Genomic DNA, 19,877 nt, shown 5'->3' on the forward strand with positions numbered 1-19,877 from the left:
ATAAAATATAGGGTCAAACCCTAAAAGAAAACGTCTGCCTCCTCAATGGAGAAAAAAGTGGCATAGCAATAAATCCCACGAGAAACGCATTCGAGTGGTTGAAGTCTTGAGCTATGTTTGCTTTGGTTTTCATTTTGCAGGCACAAAGTTGAATCCTTTGAAATGGAATTGCAAGAAAATTTTTCAAAAATTTAAAAATTCTTGAATTTCCTTATAGTTAACTCAATAATTCAACCTTAAATTCCCATAAATACATTTAAACCAAAGAAAATTTGGCAAAAATCAATCAACTTTTATTGGCTGAAAGAGTTTTTAGCGCATGGACAAATTGATCGAGTTCCTCAGTATTGGTGTACACATTGGGTGTGATCCGACAGCCTCTGACCCCCGCACCATCGATGGCTACGGTGAATATTTGATGTTCATCCATTAGTTTTTTAGCCAAATCTGCAGGTGCCATATTTTCAATTCCTACATTGGCAATGGCACAAGATCGGAGGGGATCTTGGGGAGTATTTAAGACAATACCAGGAAGGTCTCTAACTTGATCGGACCAGTATTTTTGGATAAACCGCAGTCGATCTTCCTTTCTTTTTCCACCGATTTTATTATAAAAATCAATTGCATGAATCACCGCCAAATCCGTCGAAACGGGATGCGTGCCGGTATGATTAAGATTGTAAATTCCTTTTTTATCCAGTTCATAGGGAGCCAATAACGGTTTGATTTTCTCGGCTTTTCCCTCCTTCACATACAATAATCCAGCACCAAGAGGGACACTCAACCATTTATGCAAACTTGAGCCATAATAATCACAGTTGAGATCAGTCATCGAAAATTGAAAATGTCCCACCGCATGTGCACCGTCAACCATCACTTCCACTCCGTGGCGATGCGCCATGTTGCAGATTTTGCGAACTGGAAGGATATGCCCCGTAATATTTACCATGTGGGGAACCATCATCAGTTTGGTTTTTTCAGTGATGGCGTTTTCATAAACCGCAACGATTTCCTCATCATTTTTAGGATGTAGTGGAATGTCAATCCGATCTTGCCGCACTCCATGGCGCCTACTGATCAGCTCAAACATATTGAGCATGCTTCCATAATCTTGATTGGACATGATGGCCTCGTCACCTTTTTGCCAAGGGTAGCCCGAAATGATCAAATCCAACGACTCTGTGGTGTTTCTCGTGATGGCAATTTCTTCCGGTTTAGCTCCCACTAATTCGGCAAGAGCATGAGCACTTTTTTCCTTGTTTTCCCACTGTACTGTGCGCATGTAGTGGGAACCCTGAAAATTGACCTTTCGGATATCTTCCAAGTATTTTTCTAAGGTTTCCTCTGGAAGAAAACAGTAATAGCCATTTTCCAAATTAATGTAGTCCGACTTGAGCTTATATGCAGCACGAATTTGATCCCAGATATCATCGGAATCAAAATCCAGCTCGAAAATGCTTTTTGCCGCGGATTTCCCGATAATAGAACCCGAAGAAAATCCCAAAAATGTCAGGGCCTTAAGAAATGTGCGCTTATTCATCGTGATAGCGTTTTACAGCGTGTAAGAAATTAGCCAAACGATCAGCAGAAAAATGGCTACATAGGTAATCCACGGTGACCGTTTTGGGAATTCAAACTGACAAATGGGGCAGATTTCCGCCTTTTCGTCGATCTCCATGGCGCAGGAAGGACATTCTTTAGTTTTCAATTTTGGCTGAACTCTTTTGGTGAAAAACCGATTTCTCACATAAGTAAATGAAAAGTATATGAAAATCGAAATTTGGTCGGACGTAGTTTGTCCTTTTTGTTATATCGGGAAGCGAAAATTAGAAAAAGCCCTCGAGAAATTTCCTCAACGGGATCAGGTAGAAATCGAATGGAAGAGCTTTCAGCTTAATCCCGATCAACAAACAAATCCCAATATCAGCACGATTGAGCATTTGGCTCAGTCCAAAGGTTGGTCCCTGCAGCAAACAAGGCAAATCTCGGCGCAGGTTAGTGAAATGGCCAAAGAACAAGGTTTACATTTTGATTATGAAAATGCCGTAGTCGCCAATACCAAAAATGCGCATCGTCTCATTCATCTTGCCAAATCCGTAGGAAAAGGAGGGGAGATGAAAGAGCGACTGCTAAAAGCCTATTTTACAGAAGGTAAAAATGTAGATGATTCTGATACCTTAGTCCAATTGGCGGAAGAGGTAGGTTTAGCTGGGGAAAAAGTGAAAGCTTTGCTTCAAAGCAACCAATATGAAGATGCTGTAGATCAGGATATTTATGAATCCAGATTGATCGGAGTGAAAGGCGTTCCATTTTTTGTGTTGGATCGAAAATTCGGAATTTCGGGAGCGCAACCAGATGAGGTTTTTGAGCAAACTTTAGCAAACGCTTGGACTGAGTTTGAAAAAAATATCCCCGCTTTGGACATTGCATCCAGCGAAAATGGGGAAAGCTGTGAAGTGGACGGGAATTGTTAATCAGTTGGATGACAGGAGACCGAAGACTGAAGTAAGGAAAAACTTCTTGTCTTCGGTCTTTTGCTTTTTACCAAACTCCTCTGGTTTTCATTTTAAGGGTGTAGACGGCATCCATCGCCGTGATAAAGAGTGTTTTGCGATCCAAAGCTCCGAATGTCACATTTGCAGTCCAATCCGCAGGCACCGGAATATGCGCAATTTTATCACCCCGGGAATTGAACACTGTGACTCCATCTCCAGTCAAATAGACATTTCCACGGTTATCAATGGTCATCCCATCTGAGCCCATTTCACAGAAAAGTTCTTTATTGATCAGATAGCCATCTTCACGGATTTCGTATTTGTAGGTTTTTCCAGCACCGATATCTGCTACATAGAGGTATTTGCCGTCTGGTGTACCAATGATTCCATTGGGCTTTTCAAGGTCTTCTGCTACACGAAAAAGCTCCGCGCCATCTTCTGAGAGAAAATAGACGTGTTCGCCATCTTGCTCCAATTCATCACTTCGAATTCCTTCCCAATAGGGTCGGGGATACAAAGGATCGGTGAAATACATACCGCCTTTTGGGCGAACCCATACATCATTTGGACCATTTAGTTTTTTTCTTCTAAAAGCTGACACCAACACTTCCTCTTTGCCATCCTGATCGATCGCCCAAAGCTGATTCTGCTCATCCGCACAGGAAATCAAGGTTCCATCAAGTGTGAAAAACATACCGTTTGAGCGCCCGGCATCTTCCTTGAACACGGTTACCTCATTGTTGATCGCATTCCATTTATGAATCCGGTTATTGGGCTGGTCGGTAAAATAAACATCCCCAACCCGGCTGACTGCGGGGCCTTCGGTAAATTTAAATCCATCCTGGACCAAGGTTAATTCTGCTCCTTTTTCAACTATTTTCTTTTTGTCTTCGATCTGTGCCATAAGTAAATAAGAAGGAGTGGCCGCAAAAAGCAGCACGAGTGACCATTTGAGTTTCATATAGGTTATTATTTTCTTTCCATTGCAAAAACCAGCACCTGCTGGTCCGGACTGTAAGCTATGCGACTAATATTTTGATGTGTATCCGCAGAAATACTCCCCAGTAACTTCCAGTTTTTTTCATTCCACTTCCGAAGATAAAAAGAATTTCCCCGAGCCATCAGCAGTGTATTCTTATCGAGCCAAATGAAATCCTGTGATCCGGGCAAACCCAGCCCGAAAGTGAGCGTCTGGTCTTTGACAAAATCAAAGGATTTCAATTCGTACGCTTCACCATCCGGAAACTCCAGAGCTGTATCCTGATCAAAATAAGTGATTTGTTCCGTCTTTGGGCGTTTGTGGATAGATCTTCCTACATTTTGATCGATTGTCAAGAGGTCATTTCTACCTCTGGCGTAGATTAAAGAATTGGGGTCGCCCAGCACAAACATCGCCGCTTTATTGTCATACCAATCGTAGTAACCAACCGGCTCGATATCATCGTAAAGAAGTTCAGGTTCTTCAAAATTGGTCGGATAAAGCCACAGTCGCTGCTTTCCATCAGGTTCGACCACTACCGCTGAAATATATTGACCACAATCGGTTATCGTCGGGGAAAACTCACTTCTGTCTGCGGTCTTACTTAAGTTGGTAAATTTTCCATTTTCAAAATTGTAAACGATAATATCATGGTTTCCTTTTTTATCCGCAGCAGAAAACACCACCTGACTTTCATTGATGAAGGACGGTTGATTGTCATATTCCTCACGGTCTGTCAGGGCTTTTTCCGTTCCAGGAATCAATTGGATCCGAGCACCTTTCCCCTGAACCTGAACGGTCCACAAATCAAACGAAGTCTGTGCAAGGAGAAAAGAATGGCTGATAAAATAGGTAAGAATTAAGAGGGTGATTTTATTCTTTTGCATACAATTCTTGGGCTTCGGCAACCAAATTACAAAATGCCAGTTAGAATGCTGTGGATAAATTAAAGCTTTATACAAATTCGACATTTGATCGGTTGAGAAATCAAGTTGATCCCTTGGCTGATGATGCCGTATTGGCACTGGTAAGCCGTTCCCAGTGGGCCGCAACCATTAATTTGTGGGAAAGCATTCCAGAAAATTTCCCTGTTGAATTTCCGCCTGCTATCAAAGATTTTTTTCAATTCTACCTTGACCTCTATGATAAGGGGCCTGAAAAAACACTAAAAACTGGGCAGGACTTCTTTTCCCGGGAAGGGGACATTTACCTTGGTTTGTTAGGATTTTATTCACTCCCATATTGCTATGCATTTGGAGATGGGGCAGAGGTTTTGGTTCGATCAGAGCGAATCGTCAATCAAATCGGACAGCGGCTTTCGGAAACCGGTACTTTTGTTCTGGACATTTTCAAGCCTGGTGCTTTTGTGACTGACAAATCCCCTTTTTTGACCTGTGCCAAAGTCCGCCTTATTCATGCATTTAGTCGCTACTTTATCAATCAATTTGCCAAAGATTGGAATCCGGATTTTGGCAAACCCATCAATCAGGAAGATTTGATTGGGACTAATTTGGCTTTCAGTTTTATTGTTCTTCGGGGTTTGATCAAACTTGGAAAACCGATCAATTCGGATCAGATAGAACAACTGCTTGCGTATTGGAAATGGATAGGGAAATTGATGGGAGTGGAAACGGACTATTGGCCAAATACCGCAAAAGAAGCTTTCGAATTGGATAAATTGATTCGGAAAAGACACTTACGAAAGTCAGAAGCTGGAATCCGGCTTATTTCTGCTTTGAGAGGATACTATCGGAGCACCATTCCTGAACCGCTTCTCAGCCGCCAAGTAGATGACATTTTTTACTTCTTTATGGGAAAAGAAGTTTCGGCTGCACTGAATATCCCTCTCAATAGAGAAATCCCTAGGGAGATCTTGAATTTGATTTTTAAATTTTCCGGGTGGAAAACCTATGGAAACTCCAAAAGCCATCAATCCATCCAAAGAATGATGGAAAGTCAGCAACTCGAACAATTTGGATCTTTAATGAAAATCAGTTTGCCTGTAATAAAGCGTTCGTAATCGGACATAATTTTGTACGCTAACTAAACAAGTCTAAAAGTCATATCTGCATTTAAAGCTGAATTAAGCACTATTTGTCTGCTGGCATCCTTTTCGTACTTTTCCTGGCATGAAAGCAATCAAACGCTGGATCAGTAAATTACCCTTGGAACTGCTCTTTTGGATAGGAAGCATCATCGGGATTCTAATGATTGATCCGGCTCAGGGTTCACATTTCAGTCTTTGTCCTTTAGATCAACTGGGTATCGACTGGTGCCCCGGATGTGGTTTGGGAAGGTCAATGAATTTGCTGGCCCGAGGAGAGTTTCAAGCCTCATGGGAAATGCATCCACTGGCTTCCTTTGCCTATCTGGTGATTCTTTCACGAATATGGAATTTAATCAGCAACCTAAAAACAACACACAATTATGGCTAATGTATTGAGACATCTTCCGGAACTGGAAGGAATGGAACTGGGCTACATCCAGGGATTAATGAAAAACATGGATGAGGATCAGGCTTCCTTATTTGCGCAGGTTTATCGAGCTAGAAGAAAAGACGCACAAATGATTCTAATCTTGACCTTGATCGGTTTCTTTGGATTTGCAGGTTTGCATCGATTTATTCTCGGACAGATCGGTTTGGGTATCCTTTATATTTTGACTGTCGGTCTTTGTTTTATCGGTACCATCGTGGATTTGGTCAATTACAAAAGCCTTGCCTACGAATACAATATCAAAATGGCTCATGAAACCTTGGCCATGCTGAGCAATAATATGCCTACGACTAATGGTCAAGGCACTGAAGTCTAATCTTAACAAACCACCAATTAAAGCCTCGGAAATCCGGGGCTTTTTTATTTACCAATTGTCCTCTTGATCATTTTTGGGGATTTCTTTGAATTCTAAATTTTCAACTAATTTCTCGCCTATTTCCGAAACCAATAAATGTGAACTGAAAAGAACCTTGGACAAGTCCTGAAGCTCTTCATAGGAAGCCTGATTGAAGTGTACAGGGAGCGGTAGCAGAGATTTTGACTGCTGTTCAAAAGGAGGAGGAGTGTCTGATTGGAAAAAGTATGGCCAGAGTGTTTTAGAACAGGCAATGCCCCATCGATGAATAGGAAAGGCGGTCTGATAATAATTTAGACGTTCGTTTATTTCTTCAAAAAAACGCTCCGTTTCTTCCAGCCTGATTCGTGAACCTGCCCGTGACTTTCCTTTGGTTTTTAGATGTTTGATCTGGGATTTTCCTTGTTTTTTCCGAACCATATAGGCTCGGATTACTTTATGGTCGAGTAGATTCTCTCCGTGAAAATACCCACAGACCGCATGACCCGACCGAATGGCAACTACCCCCAAATGAAAGTCCTCAATGGGCTCAAGCTTTTGATCAGTTGTCCACTCATAATGCCAGGGTAAAAAAAGCTTAGCGATTTGAATTCCATCCATTTCAGCTACCAATTGATGCTTTTCTGAATTATAGGACCATTCCCATCTGGAGCTTTTGGCAGAGTTAATGAACTGAAAGGTTTGGGATAAATCAAGCGATCGTGTATTGGGTATTTTCATGCAAAGCCGATTTTATTGGCCTATATTTGTGCAAAATAACCAAAAAATCATGGATCAGGATCTTGAGCGTCTTTTCGAAAAAATGTGTGACCCCAATGAATCAGATGCCTATGTGTTTGCGGATAAAATAGGATTAAAAGCAGACGAAGTGGCCAAAAACCGTTTGATTGAATTGGTCAATGGAGAGGATTGGGAAATCGCCTATTTATCCTGTCGGGCACTTTCCAAAACCCATTGGCAGGAAGAAGCTTTGGATGTGATTTTTAAAGTAATTTTTGATCGGAAAAACAAAAAACGTCAAGGTGCTTTTGTACAGATTTTGGAAGAATTTGATCTGAGTCAGCGATTTGTGGATGTTTTCAAAGTGTATTTATTCGGAAATTTCAAAGCGAGTACCTTGGCAAAAGATTACTTGGATCAGGTAGAATTTGACATTACACCCAGAACTATCCGAAAGGCGGAAAAACACTGGAACCATTACCTTCACAATCCGGAAGAGCCAGATAGTTTAGCTATCAAAAAAGCTGAAGTGGAGCCTATGTTATTGGAAATGAAAGAATTATTTTCTGAATAGCATGCAACATTTGACTCCTTTTTGGAGTTTTTAGGGTGTGGAGAAAGAATTGATTATAGCGCGTCACTTTGATTTTTTTCAGGATTTTGGATTTCTGTTTCACAACTCGCATGGTCTTTTTTACAAAAATTTTCCTTTGGGAAAACAAGCCATTTTTATCCACTACACCGAATACGGTGAAGAAGCCTACTTAGAATACAATCTTGGTGTGAGAATTGATCGTGTAGAAGAATTAATTCATCAGTATTTACCTACGCTGAAAGACTATGCAGACCGATCACTGACACTAATTCAGTCGGCTCATTCCATTGATCAAAGCCTCCCCAATCGATTTTTATTAGATCAATCCATGCTGCTCTCAGAAGCACAGCTAGTAGCCGAGGAATTTTTTGTCAAAAATGGATTTGCTTGGTTAGACAGAATGATCGACCCAAAAAATCTTCAGCAAGAATTTTACGCCAAAAAAACAGAAGGATTTAAAAGTCAGAATTATGCCTATCATGTATTTCGTGCAACGGCTTTGGCAAAACTCTATGCTCCAGAGAATTATCAAGAACTTCGAACATTTTTTCTATCACATTTAGAACATCGGGGAATAACCCCATTTACCATCGCATCGTATTTACAGTTTTTGAATCAGTTGGATAAAATGGATCATTGATTTTTCCGTTTTACTCCCCGGACGGCTTCAGCGCTGATGGGGTCATCAGGCCATTCATGCTTGGGATACCTGCGTTTCAGTTCCTTTCTCACCTCAAAATAGCCGTTTGACCAGAAACTCTTTAAATCTTGTGTCAGTTGAACCGGCTTGAATCCGGGGGAAAGCATTTCGATCAAAACGGGTACCTGACCATTATTTACACGAGGGGTTTCCAACAATCCAAACAATTCCTGCAACCGAACCGAGAGCCTAGGGATTTGTCCATCAGATTGATATTCAATTTTTATCTGACTACCAGATGGGACGAGCAGTCGGGTAGGAGCAAGAATTTCGAGTGCACTTTGCAGGTCAAAATCTAAGGAATGCAAGAGAATTTGACTTAGGTTTAATTTTTTGAGGTCTTCATTCTTTGAAACGGAATCAAGATAGGGATCAAGCCAATGTTGTGCATCCTCGCAAAGCCGAACCACCGTCCAATTGGGCCAAGATTGATTAGGGTTCCATTTTCTCAACGATTGAACCTGAAAAATAAGCTGCATCACCTCTTCATTCCAATCCAATAGATACTCGCCTTCTTCTTTGATGGCTTCCAATATGGCTTCTGTAGCGAGTCTTTTGCTAAATGACTGTAGAGGTCGTGTTCCCAAAATAATGGCACCGATCCGAATTTCAGCCTGGGCGATCAATCCTCCTTTTTTCCGATCCCATTCTAAAACTTCACGGCTTTTAAGCATTGGTGCCAGGTCTTTTGGATTTAGGGGAGAAGCGAGCCAGATTTTGCCCATACCATCCCGTGCATCGACATGGGCGACGGCTAGCCAGGATTCATGCGCCAAGTCATCCCGATGTCCGATTTGAGCGATTTTTCCATTGGAAAGCTGAAACTGTGCATTATTTCCAGGTCTCGCTGCGGCAATTCGTTCGGGATAGGCGTAAGCCAAAAGCAACCCAGTAGCCCATGGATCAACGGGGGTATTTTCAGGCTCAATGCCAAAAAGCCGTCGGTACTGCTGAGCAACTTTTTCGATTTTTTTAATACGTGCCATACTCACTCCTCTATCACGATATCTTCGTAAAGCGTCAATTCGAAGATTAATATCGACTCCTGCATCTGCGGAAAGCGGATCCCGCTCTTCTAAAATGGCCGCGACATCAGTGGCTAAGGACAATTGATCCATCCTCTTCGAATAAATCAACATATGTGCGATTCGGGGATGAACTGGGAGCTGGTGGATTTCTTTGCCATGCTCGGTCAGTTTTCCATTTTCAATCGCATCGATTGATTCGAGCACTTTTTCAGAAAGTGCTAAAGTCCCCGATGGAGGTGGAGTGAGCCAGGTCATCGATCGGATATCCTCTTTTCCCCAAGCTTTCATATCCAGTACTAAACCTGTCAAATCTGCCTCTAAAAGTTCAGGAGTCCGATAATCGGCAAGTTGAGCTTGAGTTGCTTTGGACCAAAGTCGGTAAGAGTGACCCGAAGTCAAACGACCTGCCCGTCCACTTCGTTGATCCGCAGAATCTTTACTAATCCGGTGTAAAACCAACCTCGAAAGTCCTGAACGCGGGTCAAAACGATTGGATTTGGCAAATCCTGAATCCACCACGACACGGATGCCTTCGATTGTCAGCGAAGTTTCGGCAATATCAGTAGACAGAACAATCTTCCGTTTTCCCGCCGGATGAGGCATAATGGCTTTTTGCTGCGCCATGGGCGAAAGCTGACCATAAAGAGGAATTATTGCATCATTGGGCAAGGCACGTTTTAAAACTTCCTCTGCCTTTTTGATTTCTCCCTGACCGGGCAAAAAGACCAGAAAATCTCCGGAATGAGTTTGGGCTAGCGGGATAATTTGCCGTGCCGTGTCTTGACCAATGGCAAATTCATCCACCTCATTGAGATAGTGGGTTTCCACCGGATATTGTCGTCCTTGACTTTGGATAATCTGACATCCTAAAAGTGAAGCAAGTTGAGGCGCATCGATTGTAGCCGACATCAATAAAATTCGAAGGTCAGGTCGAAGAACTTGCTGGACTTCCCTGGCTAGGGCTAGGGCGACTTCTGAAAAGAGATTTCGCTCGTGAAACTCATCAAAAATCAAAAGACCAATGTTTTCCAGTGCATTGTCCTGATGCATCATCCGGGTGAGAATTCCCTCTGTGATCACTTCAAGACGGGTTTTATCCGTAATCGCTGTTTCAAATCGGATTCGATATCCGACAGTTTGTCCCACTTTTTCCCCCAGCATATCTGCCATCCGTTGGGCGATGCTTTTGGTTGCCAGTCTCCGGGGCTCCAGCATGACGATTTTCTTTCCTTTGAGCCAGGGCTCCTCGAGCAAAGCCAAGGGTAAAAGTGTGCTTTTTCCGGCACCCGGAGGTGCTTGAATAATCAGGGAATTTTGGGAAGAAAAGTGATTTTGAACTTCTGAAATTATTTCCTGAACAGGAAGATCAAAAGTTTTGGGTCTAAAATTTTGCATGAGAAAGCAAAATTAAACGAAATGCTGAAAAGGTCCGAAAGACTTTTTTCAAAAACAAGAACAGCCACTTCTGATTGATCAAAAGTGGCTGTCCAGTATTTTTAAAGCAAGGTTTTTACTGAGCAGGAGCTATTTTAGCCGATGCTTTCCCATATTCCCATTTGATTTCAAAGCTGTCTGGATTAATTTCATAAACCAGATTTTCCTCCATGGTAGAAGTTTGCTCGGAAGGTACCACGACCCGAAGAGCGTCTTCTTTGGCATCATACGAATATGCTCCCCACTGCTTTGCGACTTTGTTGAAGATGAAAGTAGACTCATATTCACCAGGAATCACAAAGAAGCTATACGTACCCCGCCGGAAGCAGTTGGCCTTGTACTTGGATGTCCTTAGCGGTTGTAAAGGTCGTTGCCTCATCTGCGCCCGCTCTCCAAACTTCTCCCATCTGAACCAAATCACCCCATATCACCCTGCCTTTGACAGCGGGTGAGGAATAGTTGATCGTAATGTCCGAACCAGCAGCCACGCCCGTTGCAGTTCGAGCTGGACTGGCTTTTTCCTGCGCATTAGCTGCGAAAACCGATGCCACTGCAAGGGCCAACGCAAATACACTTTTCATAAAGTTCATAGTTATAGTTTTTGGTAAATAAAGGGTTTAATAAAAGTTTCTATGTCCAAAAACTGACAAACGCCTACAAAAGTTGTCAGATTTTTACCCAAGCTTGTTTTTTATTGCTTTCGATAATTCGTTCACCAATAATCAGTTCGCGTAAACCATCTGCAAATGTCGGGAAACTGGCATTTTTAGGCTGTTTTCCTTCTCTTACAGCCGCATAGACTTCTTTAAACATTTGCTTGGAGGTATCGGGAAATCCTTCATTATGTCCGCCTGGAAATGAAATCAAAGCTGCAGCCTCCGGGTTAAATAGGGCAGGGTCTTTCATCAATTGCCCATTGGCGGTTTCACGCTTTCCAATCCATAATTCATTCGGACGCTCGGAGTTGAATTCAAAATTGGATTTTGATCCGGCTATCTCAATATTCAGTCTGTTCTTACGGCCTGCATTGACCTGAGAAACCGTGATTGAACCTTTTGAGCCATTATCAAAGCGAAGCAAAACGGTGGCATGGTCTTCGGTATTGATGGGAACCTCCTCGTAATCTTCCATCGAAAGCATCTTTCCAGAATAGGTTTCGATTTCTTTTAATGGTTTCAAGCGAGTTTTGTGAACAGTAGAAAAATCTGCCAAAACCTCAGTGATTTTAAGCCCTGTCACGTATTCGGTGATGTCCAATAAGTGTGAACCAATATCTGCTATCGCTCGGGAATCACCTGATTTATCCGGCTCCAATCTCCAATTATAATCAGTCTGTAAAAAGAGCCAATCCTGTAAATAAGATCCCATTACAGCATATACTTCTCCGAGTTCACCACTTTCCCGCATACTTTTCATTTGTCTTACCACGGGATAATAGCGAAGGTTAAAGTGAACGGCATTAACCAACCCTTTTTGTGCTGCTAGTGAAACCAGTTCCTCGGCCTCCTCGATTTTTACTGCCAGTGGTTTTTCGCAGATCACATGCTTACCTGCTTCCAAAACCGCTTTGGCTTGCCGGAAATGCAAAAAGTTTGGAGTACAAATATGAACTACATCTATGCTTTCATCTTTCAGCATATTGTCAAAAGTATAGGCATTTGAAATTCCCAAGAGCGCTGCTTTTTGATCTGCAAGTTCCTGATTAACTTCTACCAAACTCGTGACTTCCACATTTGGGATTCTTCTCAAAGCCTCCAAGTGGGCTGGTCCGATAAAACCGGTTCCCACGATTGCCGCGTTGATTTTTTTCATAATAGGTTTTTAGGATTTTTATTGAATTGAAATAGAAATATAGCTCAATCTTCTTTTTTAAAAAACCCAATCCAAGCCAAGAATCACATTTTATTTAAAACCGCTTTACACTGATCATGTAAATTATCACAAGGTCCAAATATTAAATTTTTGCCAAGACTTGATTTTCTGTAAATTAGAACAGAAACAAAAATGATATCATGGCCACTTATAATCTAAAAGTAAACGGAAAAAGCCATCAAGTCGATGTAGATGATGATACCCCACTTTTGTGGGTACTCAGAGACCACATTGGCTTGGTAGGAACGAAATTTTCCTGCGGAATCGCCCAATGTGGTGCCTGCACGGTACACATCAATGGCAATGCGACGTTTTCGTGCATGACACCTATCTCAAGCGTGGGAAAATCAGAAATTGTTACCATCGAAGGATTATCTCAAGATGGGGATCATCCGGTTCAGAAAGCCTGGGAGGAAGTCGATGTAGCCCAATGTGGCTATTGCCAGGCAGGTCAGATTATGCAAGCAGCGGCTTTTCTCAAAGAAAATCCAAGCCCTAGCATGGAGGAAATTGACAATGCCATGAACCGTAATCTATGTCGATGCGGTACTTACCACAAGATTCGTGAAGCCGTAGCCTTAGCCGCCAAAAACAACTAATTATGAGATCACTTACAAAACCAACTCGAAGGGACTTTCTGAAGATCGCAGGGACCTCAGCCGGTGGATTGTTTATCGGATTCAATATGTTTAGCTGTGACTCGCCCAAGGTAGAAGTGCTCAGTACCGAAGAGGTTTTGGCACAGGCCAAAAACTTTAACAGTTACCTTTCGATCTCTCCTTCTGGAGATGTGGTGATCTATTCACCCAATCCTGAATTAGGCCAAAATATTAAAACTTCTTTCCCCATGGTCGTAGCCGAGGAGCTCGATGCAGATTGGGAGAAAGTTCGCGTACTCCAAGCCAATCTGGATACAGAAAAATACGACAGACAGCTGACTGGAGGATCCGGTGCGATGCCGCATAGCTGGGAGCGATTGAGAAAAGCTGGGGCTACCGCCAAATATGTATTGGTCGCAGCAGCAGCTAAAACTTGGAATGTACCCGCAGAGGAAATCACAGTAGACAAAGGAATCATTTCTCATAAAGGCTCAGGCAAAAGCGGACACTTTGGGGAATTTGTTACTGAAGCAGCTTCCATTTCTGCACCTGAAGAGGTCAAATTAAAAGACAAGAAAGATTTCAAAATCATCGGTACCGCTGTAAAAAATGTGGATGCCAAAGAAATGTACACCGGAAAGCCGCTTTTTGGGTTGGATTTTCAGCGGGAAGGAATGCTTCATGCCATGGTACAGCGAGCGCCTTTTGGGATGAAAATCAAATCCGTGGACGATGGTGCCGCTAGAGGAGTAAACGGCGTCAAAGATGTCGTTACATTCGGAAATAGTGTAGCTGTAGTTGGCGACAAAACTTGGCCATTGCTCAAGGCAAAAAAACTATTGAAAATCAATTATGAACCTGATGGAAAAGTAGAAAGTACCTCAGACCATGATGAGATTTTCAGGGATTTGATCGCGAATGGAAAAGCCGAAGAAAGACGCAAAGACGGAAATGTCGATCAGGCCTTCAGGACTGCTGCTCAAGTAGTCACTGCTGAATACCAGTGTCCATTCTTAGCACATTCTCCCATGGAGCCCGAAAACTTCTTTGCCCATGTCAAAGGCGATAAATGTGAATTGATCGGACCTACGCAAACTCCCGATAGAGCTCGTCAAACAGCCGCGGGAATTTTGGGAATTCCAGCAGAAAATGTCAGCGTAGAAATCACCCGTCTTGGCGGTGGTTTTGGCCGTCGCTTACGAGCGGACTTTGTAGAGGAAGCGGTACACATCTCAAAAGCAGTGAATGCCCCGGTAAAAGTCGTTTGGGACCGGGAGGATGAACTCACCGGTGGAGCTTATCGACCTGCGGTACGCTATCGCTTTGAGGCGGCATTGGATGAATCAGGTACCATGATCGGTTATAAATTACGTGGGGTAGGAATGAATGCCGGAAATAGTACGCGCGAACATAATTTCCCTTCAGGTGCAGTAGATAACCTTCTAATCGAAAGTGTCAATTACGAATCCAGCATCACAACCAATGCCTGGAGAGCTCCAATCACCAATTTTCTTGCTTATGCCGAACAGAGTTTCCTCGATGAAGTAGCTTTAGCCGCAGGCAAAGATCCGGTGTATTTTCGTCTAGAATTACTCAATCGAGCCAAGTCTAATCCTGTCGGTGAGTTGGGATACGATGTAGATCGAATGATCGGCGTAGTGAAAGCAGCTGCAGAGAAATCCAATTGGGGTAAAAATTCAAATGTTAAGCAGGGATTCAGTGTCTATTATTCTCATCGATCCTATGTCGCGCAAGTGGCAGATATAGAGATGGAAGGAGGCTCACCTACCTTGAAAAAAATCACTGCGGTGACTGATTGTGGAATGGTGATCAATCCCACTGGAGCTAATCATCAAGTACGGGGAGGAATCGTGGACGGAATGGGTCATGCCATGTTTACCAATCTTACCTTTGACAATGGGATTCCTAAACAAAAGAATTTTGATTCGTATCGGTTGATCCGAATGAAAGAAGTACCAGAAATAGAAACTCACTTCTTGGATACCGGATTTGATCCGACTGGTCTTGGAGAGCCTGCACTTCCGCCAACCGGTGGTGCGATTGCAAATGCAATCTTTGCCGCTACCGGACGTCGCTTACGAAGTCAACCTTTTATTGAGCAAAGTGAATTTTCGGATATCAAATTGGATATTCGACGAGCATAGTTTTTCCATAGTTTAAAAAGTGAAAAAGCCACTCTGAATGTTCTGAGTGGCTTTTTTATTGGTAAATGGAGTGATTTTTTTAAACCAGTTTTTCGGCTTCTAACTTTAAAATTTCATTGTCATCGTTCAAACCTGCCTGAATGAAGATCTCAATGGCCTCATTTCGCTGTTGACCTTTTTTAAGCAAGACTCCTAATGCGATAAGCACCCCAATCCGTGTGCCCACTTTTTTGGCAGCCGTATTGAAAAGCGGCTCCAATTCATCATAGCTCACTTCCTCGGCTAACTCCAAAATGGAATTTAGCGCTGTTTCCAGTTTTTCGCCTGAAAGATTGGTTAGCTTTTTACTGATTTGTTGAATCTCATTTAAAGCCTTTCGTTTAGGTTGCTGAGTTGGGGCTACTTGAGGTTTTTGCGTTTGTAAGCTTACACTATTTTGCTTTGTCCAAGTATCTTTCAATCCCACGGTTTTATTGAAAACCAATTTTCCAGATTCCGAATCGGGGTCAAGTGTAAAATATCCCAAGCGCTGGAATTGGAATTTTTCATCCATCGTCGCATTGGCTAAATAGGGCTCGAGATAGGCTTCCTTAATGATTTTGAGAGAATCAGGGTTGATAAAATCCAGGAAGTTTTTGTCCTCATGGCTGTCTGGGGATTCATCCAAAAAGAGACGATCGTACTCACGAACTTCGGCTTTGATCGCATGCGAAATAGAAACCCAATGCAAGGTACCTTTCACTTTCCGCTGACTGGCTTCCGTTCCGCTGCCAGATTTTGACTCCGGATCATAAGTACAGTGAATTTCCAGGATTTCACCGGTTTCATCTTTCACCAAAGATTCGGCTTTTATAATATAGGCACTTTTTAGTCGGACCTCATTATCCAGGGAAAGTCGGAAAAACTTTTTCCCACCATCTTCTTTAAAATCCTCCCGTTCGATGTACAATTCCCTTGAAAAAGGCACTTCGTGAGTTCCAGAATTTGGATCCTCCGGATTGTTTTCGAGGTAAAGTGTTTCGGTTTTATCAGTTGGGTAATTGGTAATGATCAATTTTACCGGATTCAAAACCCCCATTACCCGCGTGGCAGTTTTATTCAAATCTTCCCGGATACAATATTCAAGGAGAGAAACCTCCGTCACATTATCCCGCTTAGAAATCCCGGCGATATCACTAAAATTCCGAATGGACTCCGGTGTATAACCTCTTCTGCGAAGGCCTGAAATAGTCGGCATTCGGGGATCATCCCATCCATTGACGATTTTCTTTTGTACCAATTCGAGAAGTTTCCGCTTACTCATCACCGTGAAGCTCAAATTACGGCGAGCGAATTCCCGCTGCTTGGGTCTCAGTAAACTCGGATCATAGATTTGATCCAAATACCAATCGTAAAGTTCCCTGTGGGCTTTGAATTCCAAGGTGCAAAGCGAATGAGAAACTTGCTCCACATAATCGGATTGCCCATGCGCCCAATCATACATTGGGTAAATGCACCAATTTGATCCGGTACGGTGATGAGCTTTATTGATAATCCGGTAGAGAATAGGGTCCCGCATGTGCATGTTGGGGGAAGCCATATCAATCTTTGCGCGCAGCAGATAAGAGCCGGCTGGAAATTCTCCATTTTTCATTCGCTCGAAAAGGTCCAAGCTTTCATTGATAGACCTATCCCGAAATGGACTTGGAGTACCCATAGAAGTTGGTGTGCCTTTTTGTGCAGCGATTTCCTCGGAGGACTGCTGATCTACATAGGCTTTTTCTTCTTTGATTAATTGGACTGCCCAATCATACAGCTGCTGAAAATAATCGGATGAATAGCGTTCCTCAGCCCATTTAAAACCCAACCAAGCAATATCTCGCTTGATGGCATCGACATATTCTTGTTCTTCTTTGGCCGGATTGGTATCGTCAAAGCGCAAGTTGACCGGGGCATTGTATTTTTCGCCCAAGCCAAAATTCAAACAAATCGATGCCGCATGACCGATGTGCAAATAGCCGTTGGGTTCGGGAGGAAAACGAAAGCGAAGCTTGTCTTTGGCAAAGCCATTGGCTAGATCTTCCTCTATGATATGTTCTATGAAATTGAGTGATTCGGTAGATTCTTTCACGTGATTAGTATTGATTTTTTAAAGGCCCAGAGCCCAAAATTCAAAGTCAAAATTACTTCAATTGCTCCGATTTCCAATGATTATTGAGAAGGGAAAACGTAGTTTCAATTTAAGTCAAATAAAAAACGGTTTTACCACGACTTTAATGAAGAGACCTCTATTAAAGTCGGTAACAAATCATTCTACCAACGTAATAGTTTGAATTGGACTGGAATCTTTCGATTATGGGGCCCTTCGGGATTTTCGGTTTTGGAGTGCTTTGCAAACCCGTTAAGAAAATGACTTAGTCCCGGGCTTGCCTTTGCCGGTCAGGCAGGCTTGCCTCGGGAATCCAGTCATTTTTAGGGTGGCAAAGCAGGACAAAATTCCGCAGTGCACTAGATTTCAACCTGTAGAAAACGTTACCAGCGGAAAGAAAAGAACGGGGCCATCCCGATTTTTATCGGGATGGATACTTTTGGTCTTCAAAAATATCAAGGAAAAAAAGATTAAAAAGCGTAAGATCAACCCAAGCATTTCAGTTTAGGCCAAATCATTTTCATACCTCACTTGCCCCGACTGATAAAGCAAAACAAAAAGGTTTAATGTCATTTTCAGAGTGGAAAGACTAACCTATTCATTCATATCTTCATCAAAATAAAATTACGGACAAAACTTTTCTTCTCATTAAATTAAGGGTAGAACCTAAAAAACTATTCAGATTTCATCCATTTCGCGACTTGGCCAATAGGGTCCAGTCAAGATGAGTTTACCAGTTTTACGATCGACTTCAAAAGTGACTTTCATTTTTTCTTTTTCCTGCTCGTGGATATTCAGACAGGCATTAAAATAAATCAGGTCAAAATTCAACATCAACCAACCTGAAGTTTCAGATAAGAATGTAGGCTGCGTTGCTAAACCAACATTTTCCGCCACAGCTCCGTCTTTTTTGAAATAATAAGAAAGGAAAATACCCAGCTCATTCTTCTTTTCTTTCAGCATTTCAGAAAGAAACGCATCGGAGATATCGTTAGTCTGCAGATCAAAAGTCCAAGTTTCTTGCATATACAAATTTGATCTTTTTTATGGGCAAGGCCAAAAAACATTTTCATCGACTCTGAGTAAGGATAGAGAATTCCTATTTTCACCTCATGAATTACCCCATTTATCTGGATTACAATGCTACCACACCTTGTGCGCCGGAAGTGATCGAAACCATGATTCCATATTTCGGGACACATTTTGGCAATGCGGCCAGCAAAAGTCATCCCTATGGGTGGGTGGCTGAAAATGCGGTGGAAGCAGCTCGCGAGCAAATTGCCCAACTGATCGGAGCAAAACCAAAAGAAATTATTTTTACTTCTGGAGCTACCGAATCCATCAATCTGGGAATCAAAGGCATTTTTGAAACTTATTCAGGGGAAAAACAACACTATATCACCTGCAAAGCTGAGCATAAAGCGGTGTTGGACACTTTTGCTGAAATCGAAAAAAAAGGAGCCGAAATCACCTACTTATCGGTCAATTCCAAAGGGGAAATCAATTTAGATGAATTGGAAAAGTCGATTCTTCCCCATACCAAATTGATTTGCTTGATGTGGGCAAATAATGAGACAGGCCTGATTCATCCCATTCCAAAAATTGCCGAAATAGCGCAATCCAAGGAGATTATTTTGTTTACCGATGCAGTGCAGGCAGCTGGCAAAATTCCGATTTCTACTAAAGGAATTCATCTCATGGCCATCTCAGCCCACAAACTTTACGGCCCAAAAGGAGTCGGTGCACTATATGTTCGCCACAATCACGAATTACCGAAACCCCTGTCACAAATTCACGGTGGAGGGCATGAAAAGGGATTCCGAAGTGGAACTTTAAATGTGCCGGGAATAGTTGGTTTTGGAAAAGCAGCCGAGCTCCGAAAAGAGGAAATGAAGACCGAAAGCCATCGATTAGAAAAGCTACGCGATACCCTGGAAAGCTTGATTTTAGAACTGCCAAACACATTTTTGAATGGCGGTCAAAACCATCGACTTCCTCATGTATGTAACATTGCCTTTGGCGGAGTAGAAGGAGAGGAGCTCCTAAAAAAAATCAATCAAAAAGTAGCGGTCAGTTCGGGTTCGGCCTGTACCTCTATTTCACCAAAACCCAGTCACGTCTTGCAAGCCATGGGAGTGGAGTCTGATCTGGGAAGAGGATCAATTCGGTTTAGTTTGGGAAGAAATACTACAGCTGGAGAAATTGAGCAGGTGGTGGATTGGGTAAAATATGTGGTTAGAAAATTGCGAAACCTGGAATAGAAACTCAATCTAAACAGGGATTCTTTGCGGTCCGCAATTGTCCCAAATTAC

At 42.5% G+C, this 19,877-nt stretch carries 20 protein-coding genes; 9 read left to right on the forward strand and 11 right to left on the reverse strand.

Annotated features, from left to right (window positions below; all coding sequences use genetic code 11):
- Window positions 1-286: 286 nt before the first annotated feature.
- Window positions 287-1,540, reverse strand: coding sequence for an aminotransferase class V-fold PLP-dependent enzyme (locus BM043_RS05680; protein ID WP_092789678.1), 1,254 nt, complete (start codon window positions 1,538-1,540; stop codon window positions 287-289).
- Window positions 1,541-1,552: 12 nt separating this feature from the next.
- Window positions 1,553-1,708 carry a hypothetical protein gene (locus BM043_RS19470; RefSeq protein ID WP_177188427.1) on the reverse strand — a complete coding sequence of 52 codons (156 nt, stop codon included), beginning with the start codon at window positions 1,706-1,708 and terminating at the stop codon, window positions 1,553-1,555.
- A gap of 58 nt (window positions 1,709-1,766) precedes the next feature.
- Here BM043_RS19470 and BM043_RS05690 point away from each other — a divergent pair, with 58 nt between their 5' ends.
- Entirely contained in the window at window positions 1,767-2,474 is a 708-nt protein-coding gene (locus BM043_RS05690) for a DsbA family oxidoreductase (RefSeq protein ID WP_092789683.1), read from the forward strand.
- Between the two features lie 67 nt (window positions 2,475-2,541).
- On the opposite strand, the gene BM043_RS05695 is transcribed toward BM043_RS05690, so the two are convergent.
- Window positions 2,542-3,456 (reverse strand): SMP-30/gluconolactonase/LRE family protein, encoded by a 915-nt coding sequence (locus BM043_RS05695; protein ID WP_092789685.1) that lies wholly within the window; start codon window positions 3,454-3,456, stop codon window positions 2,542-2,544.
- A gap of 8 nt (window positions 3,457-3,464) precedes the next feature.
- The gene (locus BM043_RS05700) at window positions 3,465-4,361 is read right to left on the reverse strand and encodes a TolB family protein (RefSeq protein ID WP_092789687.1); all 897 of its coding nucleotides are present in this window, start codon (window positions 4,359-4,361) and stop codon (window positions 3,465-3,467) included.
- 92 nt (window positions 4,362-4,453) lie between these two features.
- Here BM043_RS05700 and BM043_RS05705 point away from each other — a divergent pair, with 92 nt between their 5' ends.
- The 3 genes from BM043_RS05705 (at window position 4,454) to BM043_RS05715 (ending at window position 6,285) form a co-directional block, all read left to right on the forward strand.
- A complete protein-coding gene (locus BM043_RS05705; RefSeq protein ID WP_177188428.1) occupies window positions 4,454-5,494 on the forward strand; it encodes an oxygenase MpaB family protein in 1,041 nt (346 codons plus the stop codon).
- A gap of 109 nt (window positions 5,495-5,603) precedes the next feature.
- A complete protein-coding gene (locus BM043_RS05710) occupies window positions 5,604-5,909 on the forward strand; it encodes a DUF2752 domain-containing protein (protein WP_092789689.1) in 306 nt (101 codons plus the stop codon).
- Window positions 5,902-6,285, forward strand: a complete 384-nt coding sequence (locus BM043_RS05715) for a TM2 domain-containing protein (protein ID WP_092789691.1) — start codon at window positions 5,902-5,904, stop codon at window positions 6,283-6,285. Before BM043_RS05710 ends, BM043_RS05715 begins: the two co-directional genes overlap by 8 nt.
- Before the next feature lie 48 nt (window positions 6,286-6,333).
- Here the strand turns inward: BM043_RS05715 and BM043_RS05720 are convergent, their stop codons facing one another.
- Window positions 6,334-7,044 (reverse strand): hypothetical protein, encoded by a 711-nt coding sequence (locus tag BM043_RS05720; protein WP_092789693.1) that lies wholly within the window; start codon window positions 7,042-7,044, stop codon window positions 6,334-6,336.
- Window positions 7,045-7,093: 49 nt separating this feature from the next.
- Here BM043_RS05720 and BM043_RS05725 point away from each other — a divergent pair, with 49 nt between their 5' ends.
- Both BM043_RS05725 and BM043_RS05730 read left to right on the forward strand, forming a co-directional pair.
- A complete protein-coding gene (locus BM043_RS05725; protein ID WP_092789936.1) occupies window positions 7,094-7,618 on the forward strand; it encodes a hypothetical protein in 525 nt (174 codons plus the stop codon).
- A gap of 136 nt (window positions 7,619-7,754) precedes the next feature.
- Window positions 7,755-8,279 carry a hypothetical protein gene (locus tag BM043_RS05730; RefSeq protein ID WP_143189481.1) on the forward strand — a complete coding sequence of 175 codons (525 nt, stop codon included), beginning with the start codon at window positions 7,755-7,757 and terminating at the stop codon, window positions 8,277-8,279.
- Here BM043_RS05730 and hrpB read toward each other — a convergent pair.
- The 4 genes from hrpB to BM043_RS05745 form a co-directional block, all read right to left on the reverse strand.
- Window positions 8,273-10,762, reverse strand: coding sequence for an ATP-dependent helicase HrpB (gene hrpB / locus BM043_RS05735; protein ID WP_092789696.1), 2,490 nt, complete (start codon window positions 10,760-10,762; stop codon window positions 8,273-8,275). The two genes, BM043_RS05730 and hrpB, sit on opposite strands and share 7 nt — an antisense overlap.
- 115 nt (window positions 10,763-10,877) lie before the next feature.
- Window positions 10,878-11,099, reverse strand: a complete 222-nt coding sequence (locus BM043_RS19815; protein WP_317042368.1) for a DUF2911 domain-containing protein — start codon at window positions 11,097-11,099, stop codon at window positions 10,878-10,880.
- A 7-nt stretch (window positions 11,100-11,106) separates the two neighbouring features.
- Window positions 11,107-11,382, reverse strand: coding sequence for a DUF2911 domain-containing protein (locus BM043_RS19820; RefSeq protein ID WP_317042369.1), 276 nt, complete (start codon window positions 11,380-11,382; stop codon window positions 11,107-11,109).
- Window positions 11,383-11,467: 85 nt separating this feature from the next.
- Entirely contained in the window at window positions 11,468-12,613 is a 1,146-nt protein-coding gene (locus BM043_RS05745) for a Gfo/Idh/MocA family protein (protein ID WP_092789698.1), read from the reverse strand.
- A 200-nt stretch (window positions 12,614-12,813) separates the two neighbouring features.
- On the opposite strand from BM043_RS05745, the gene BM043_RS05750 reads away from it, so the two are divergent.
- Complete coding sequence (locus tag BM043_RS05750) at window positions 12,814-13,272, forward strand: (2Fe-2S)-binding protein (RefSeq protein WP_092789699.1); 459 nt, start codon at window positions 12,814-12,816, stop codon at window positions 13,270-13,272.
- Between the two features lie 2 nt (window positions 13,273-13,274).
- Complete coding sequence (locus BM043_RS05755; protein WP_092789700.1) at window positions 13,275-15,437, forward strand: xanthine dehydrogenase family protein molybdopterin-binding subunit; 2,163 nt, start codon at window positions 13,275-13,277, stop codon at window positions 15,435-15,437.
- 79 nt (window positions 15,438-15,516) lie between these two features.
- Here BM043_RS05755 and BM043_RS05760 read toward each other — a convergent pair whose 3' ends face one another.
- Window positions 15,517-17,547, reverse strand: coding sequence for a glutamine--tRNA ligase/YqeY domain fusion protein (locus BM043_RS05760; protein ID WP_092789702.1), 2,031 nt, complete (start codon window positions 17,545-17,547; stop codon window positions 15,517-15,519).
- Window positions 17,548-18,243: 696 nt separating this feature from the next.
- Window positions 18,244-18,591, reverse strand: coding sequence for a hypothetical protein (locus BM043_RS05770; RefSeq protein WP_092789705.1), 348 nt, complete (start codon window positions 18,589-18,591; stop codon window positions 18,244-18,246).
- An 86-nt stretch (window positions 18,592-18,677) separates the two neighbouring features.
- Between BM043_RS05770 and BM043_RS05775 the strand changes: the two genes are divergently transcribed.
- Window positions 18,678-19,826, forward strand: coding sequence for a cysteine desulfurase family protein (locus BM043_RS05775; protein ID WP_092789707.1), 1,149 nt, complete (start codon window positions 18,678-18,680; stop codon window positions 19,824-19,826).
- Window positions 19,827-19,877 lie beyond the last annotated feature (51 nt).

The sequence above is a fragment of the Algoriphagus hitonicola genome, assembly GCF_900113375.1.
In the GTDB taxonomy this organism is placed as follows: domain Bacteria; phylum Bacteroidota; class Bacteroidia; order Cytophagales; family Cyclobacteriaceae; genus Algoriphagus; species Algoriphagus hitonicola.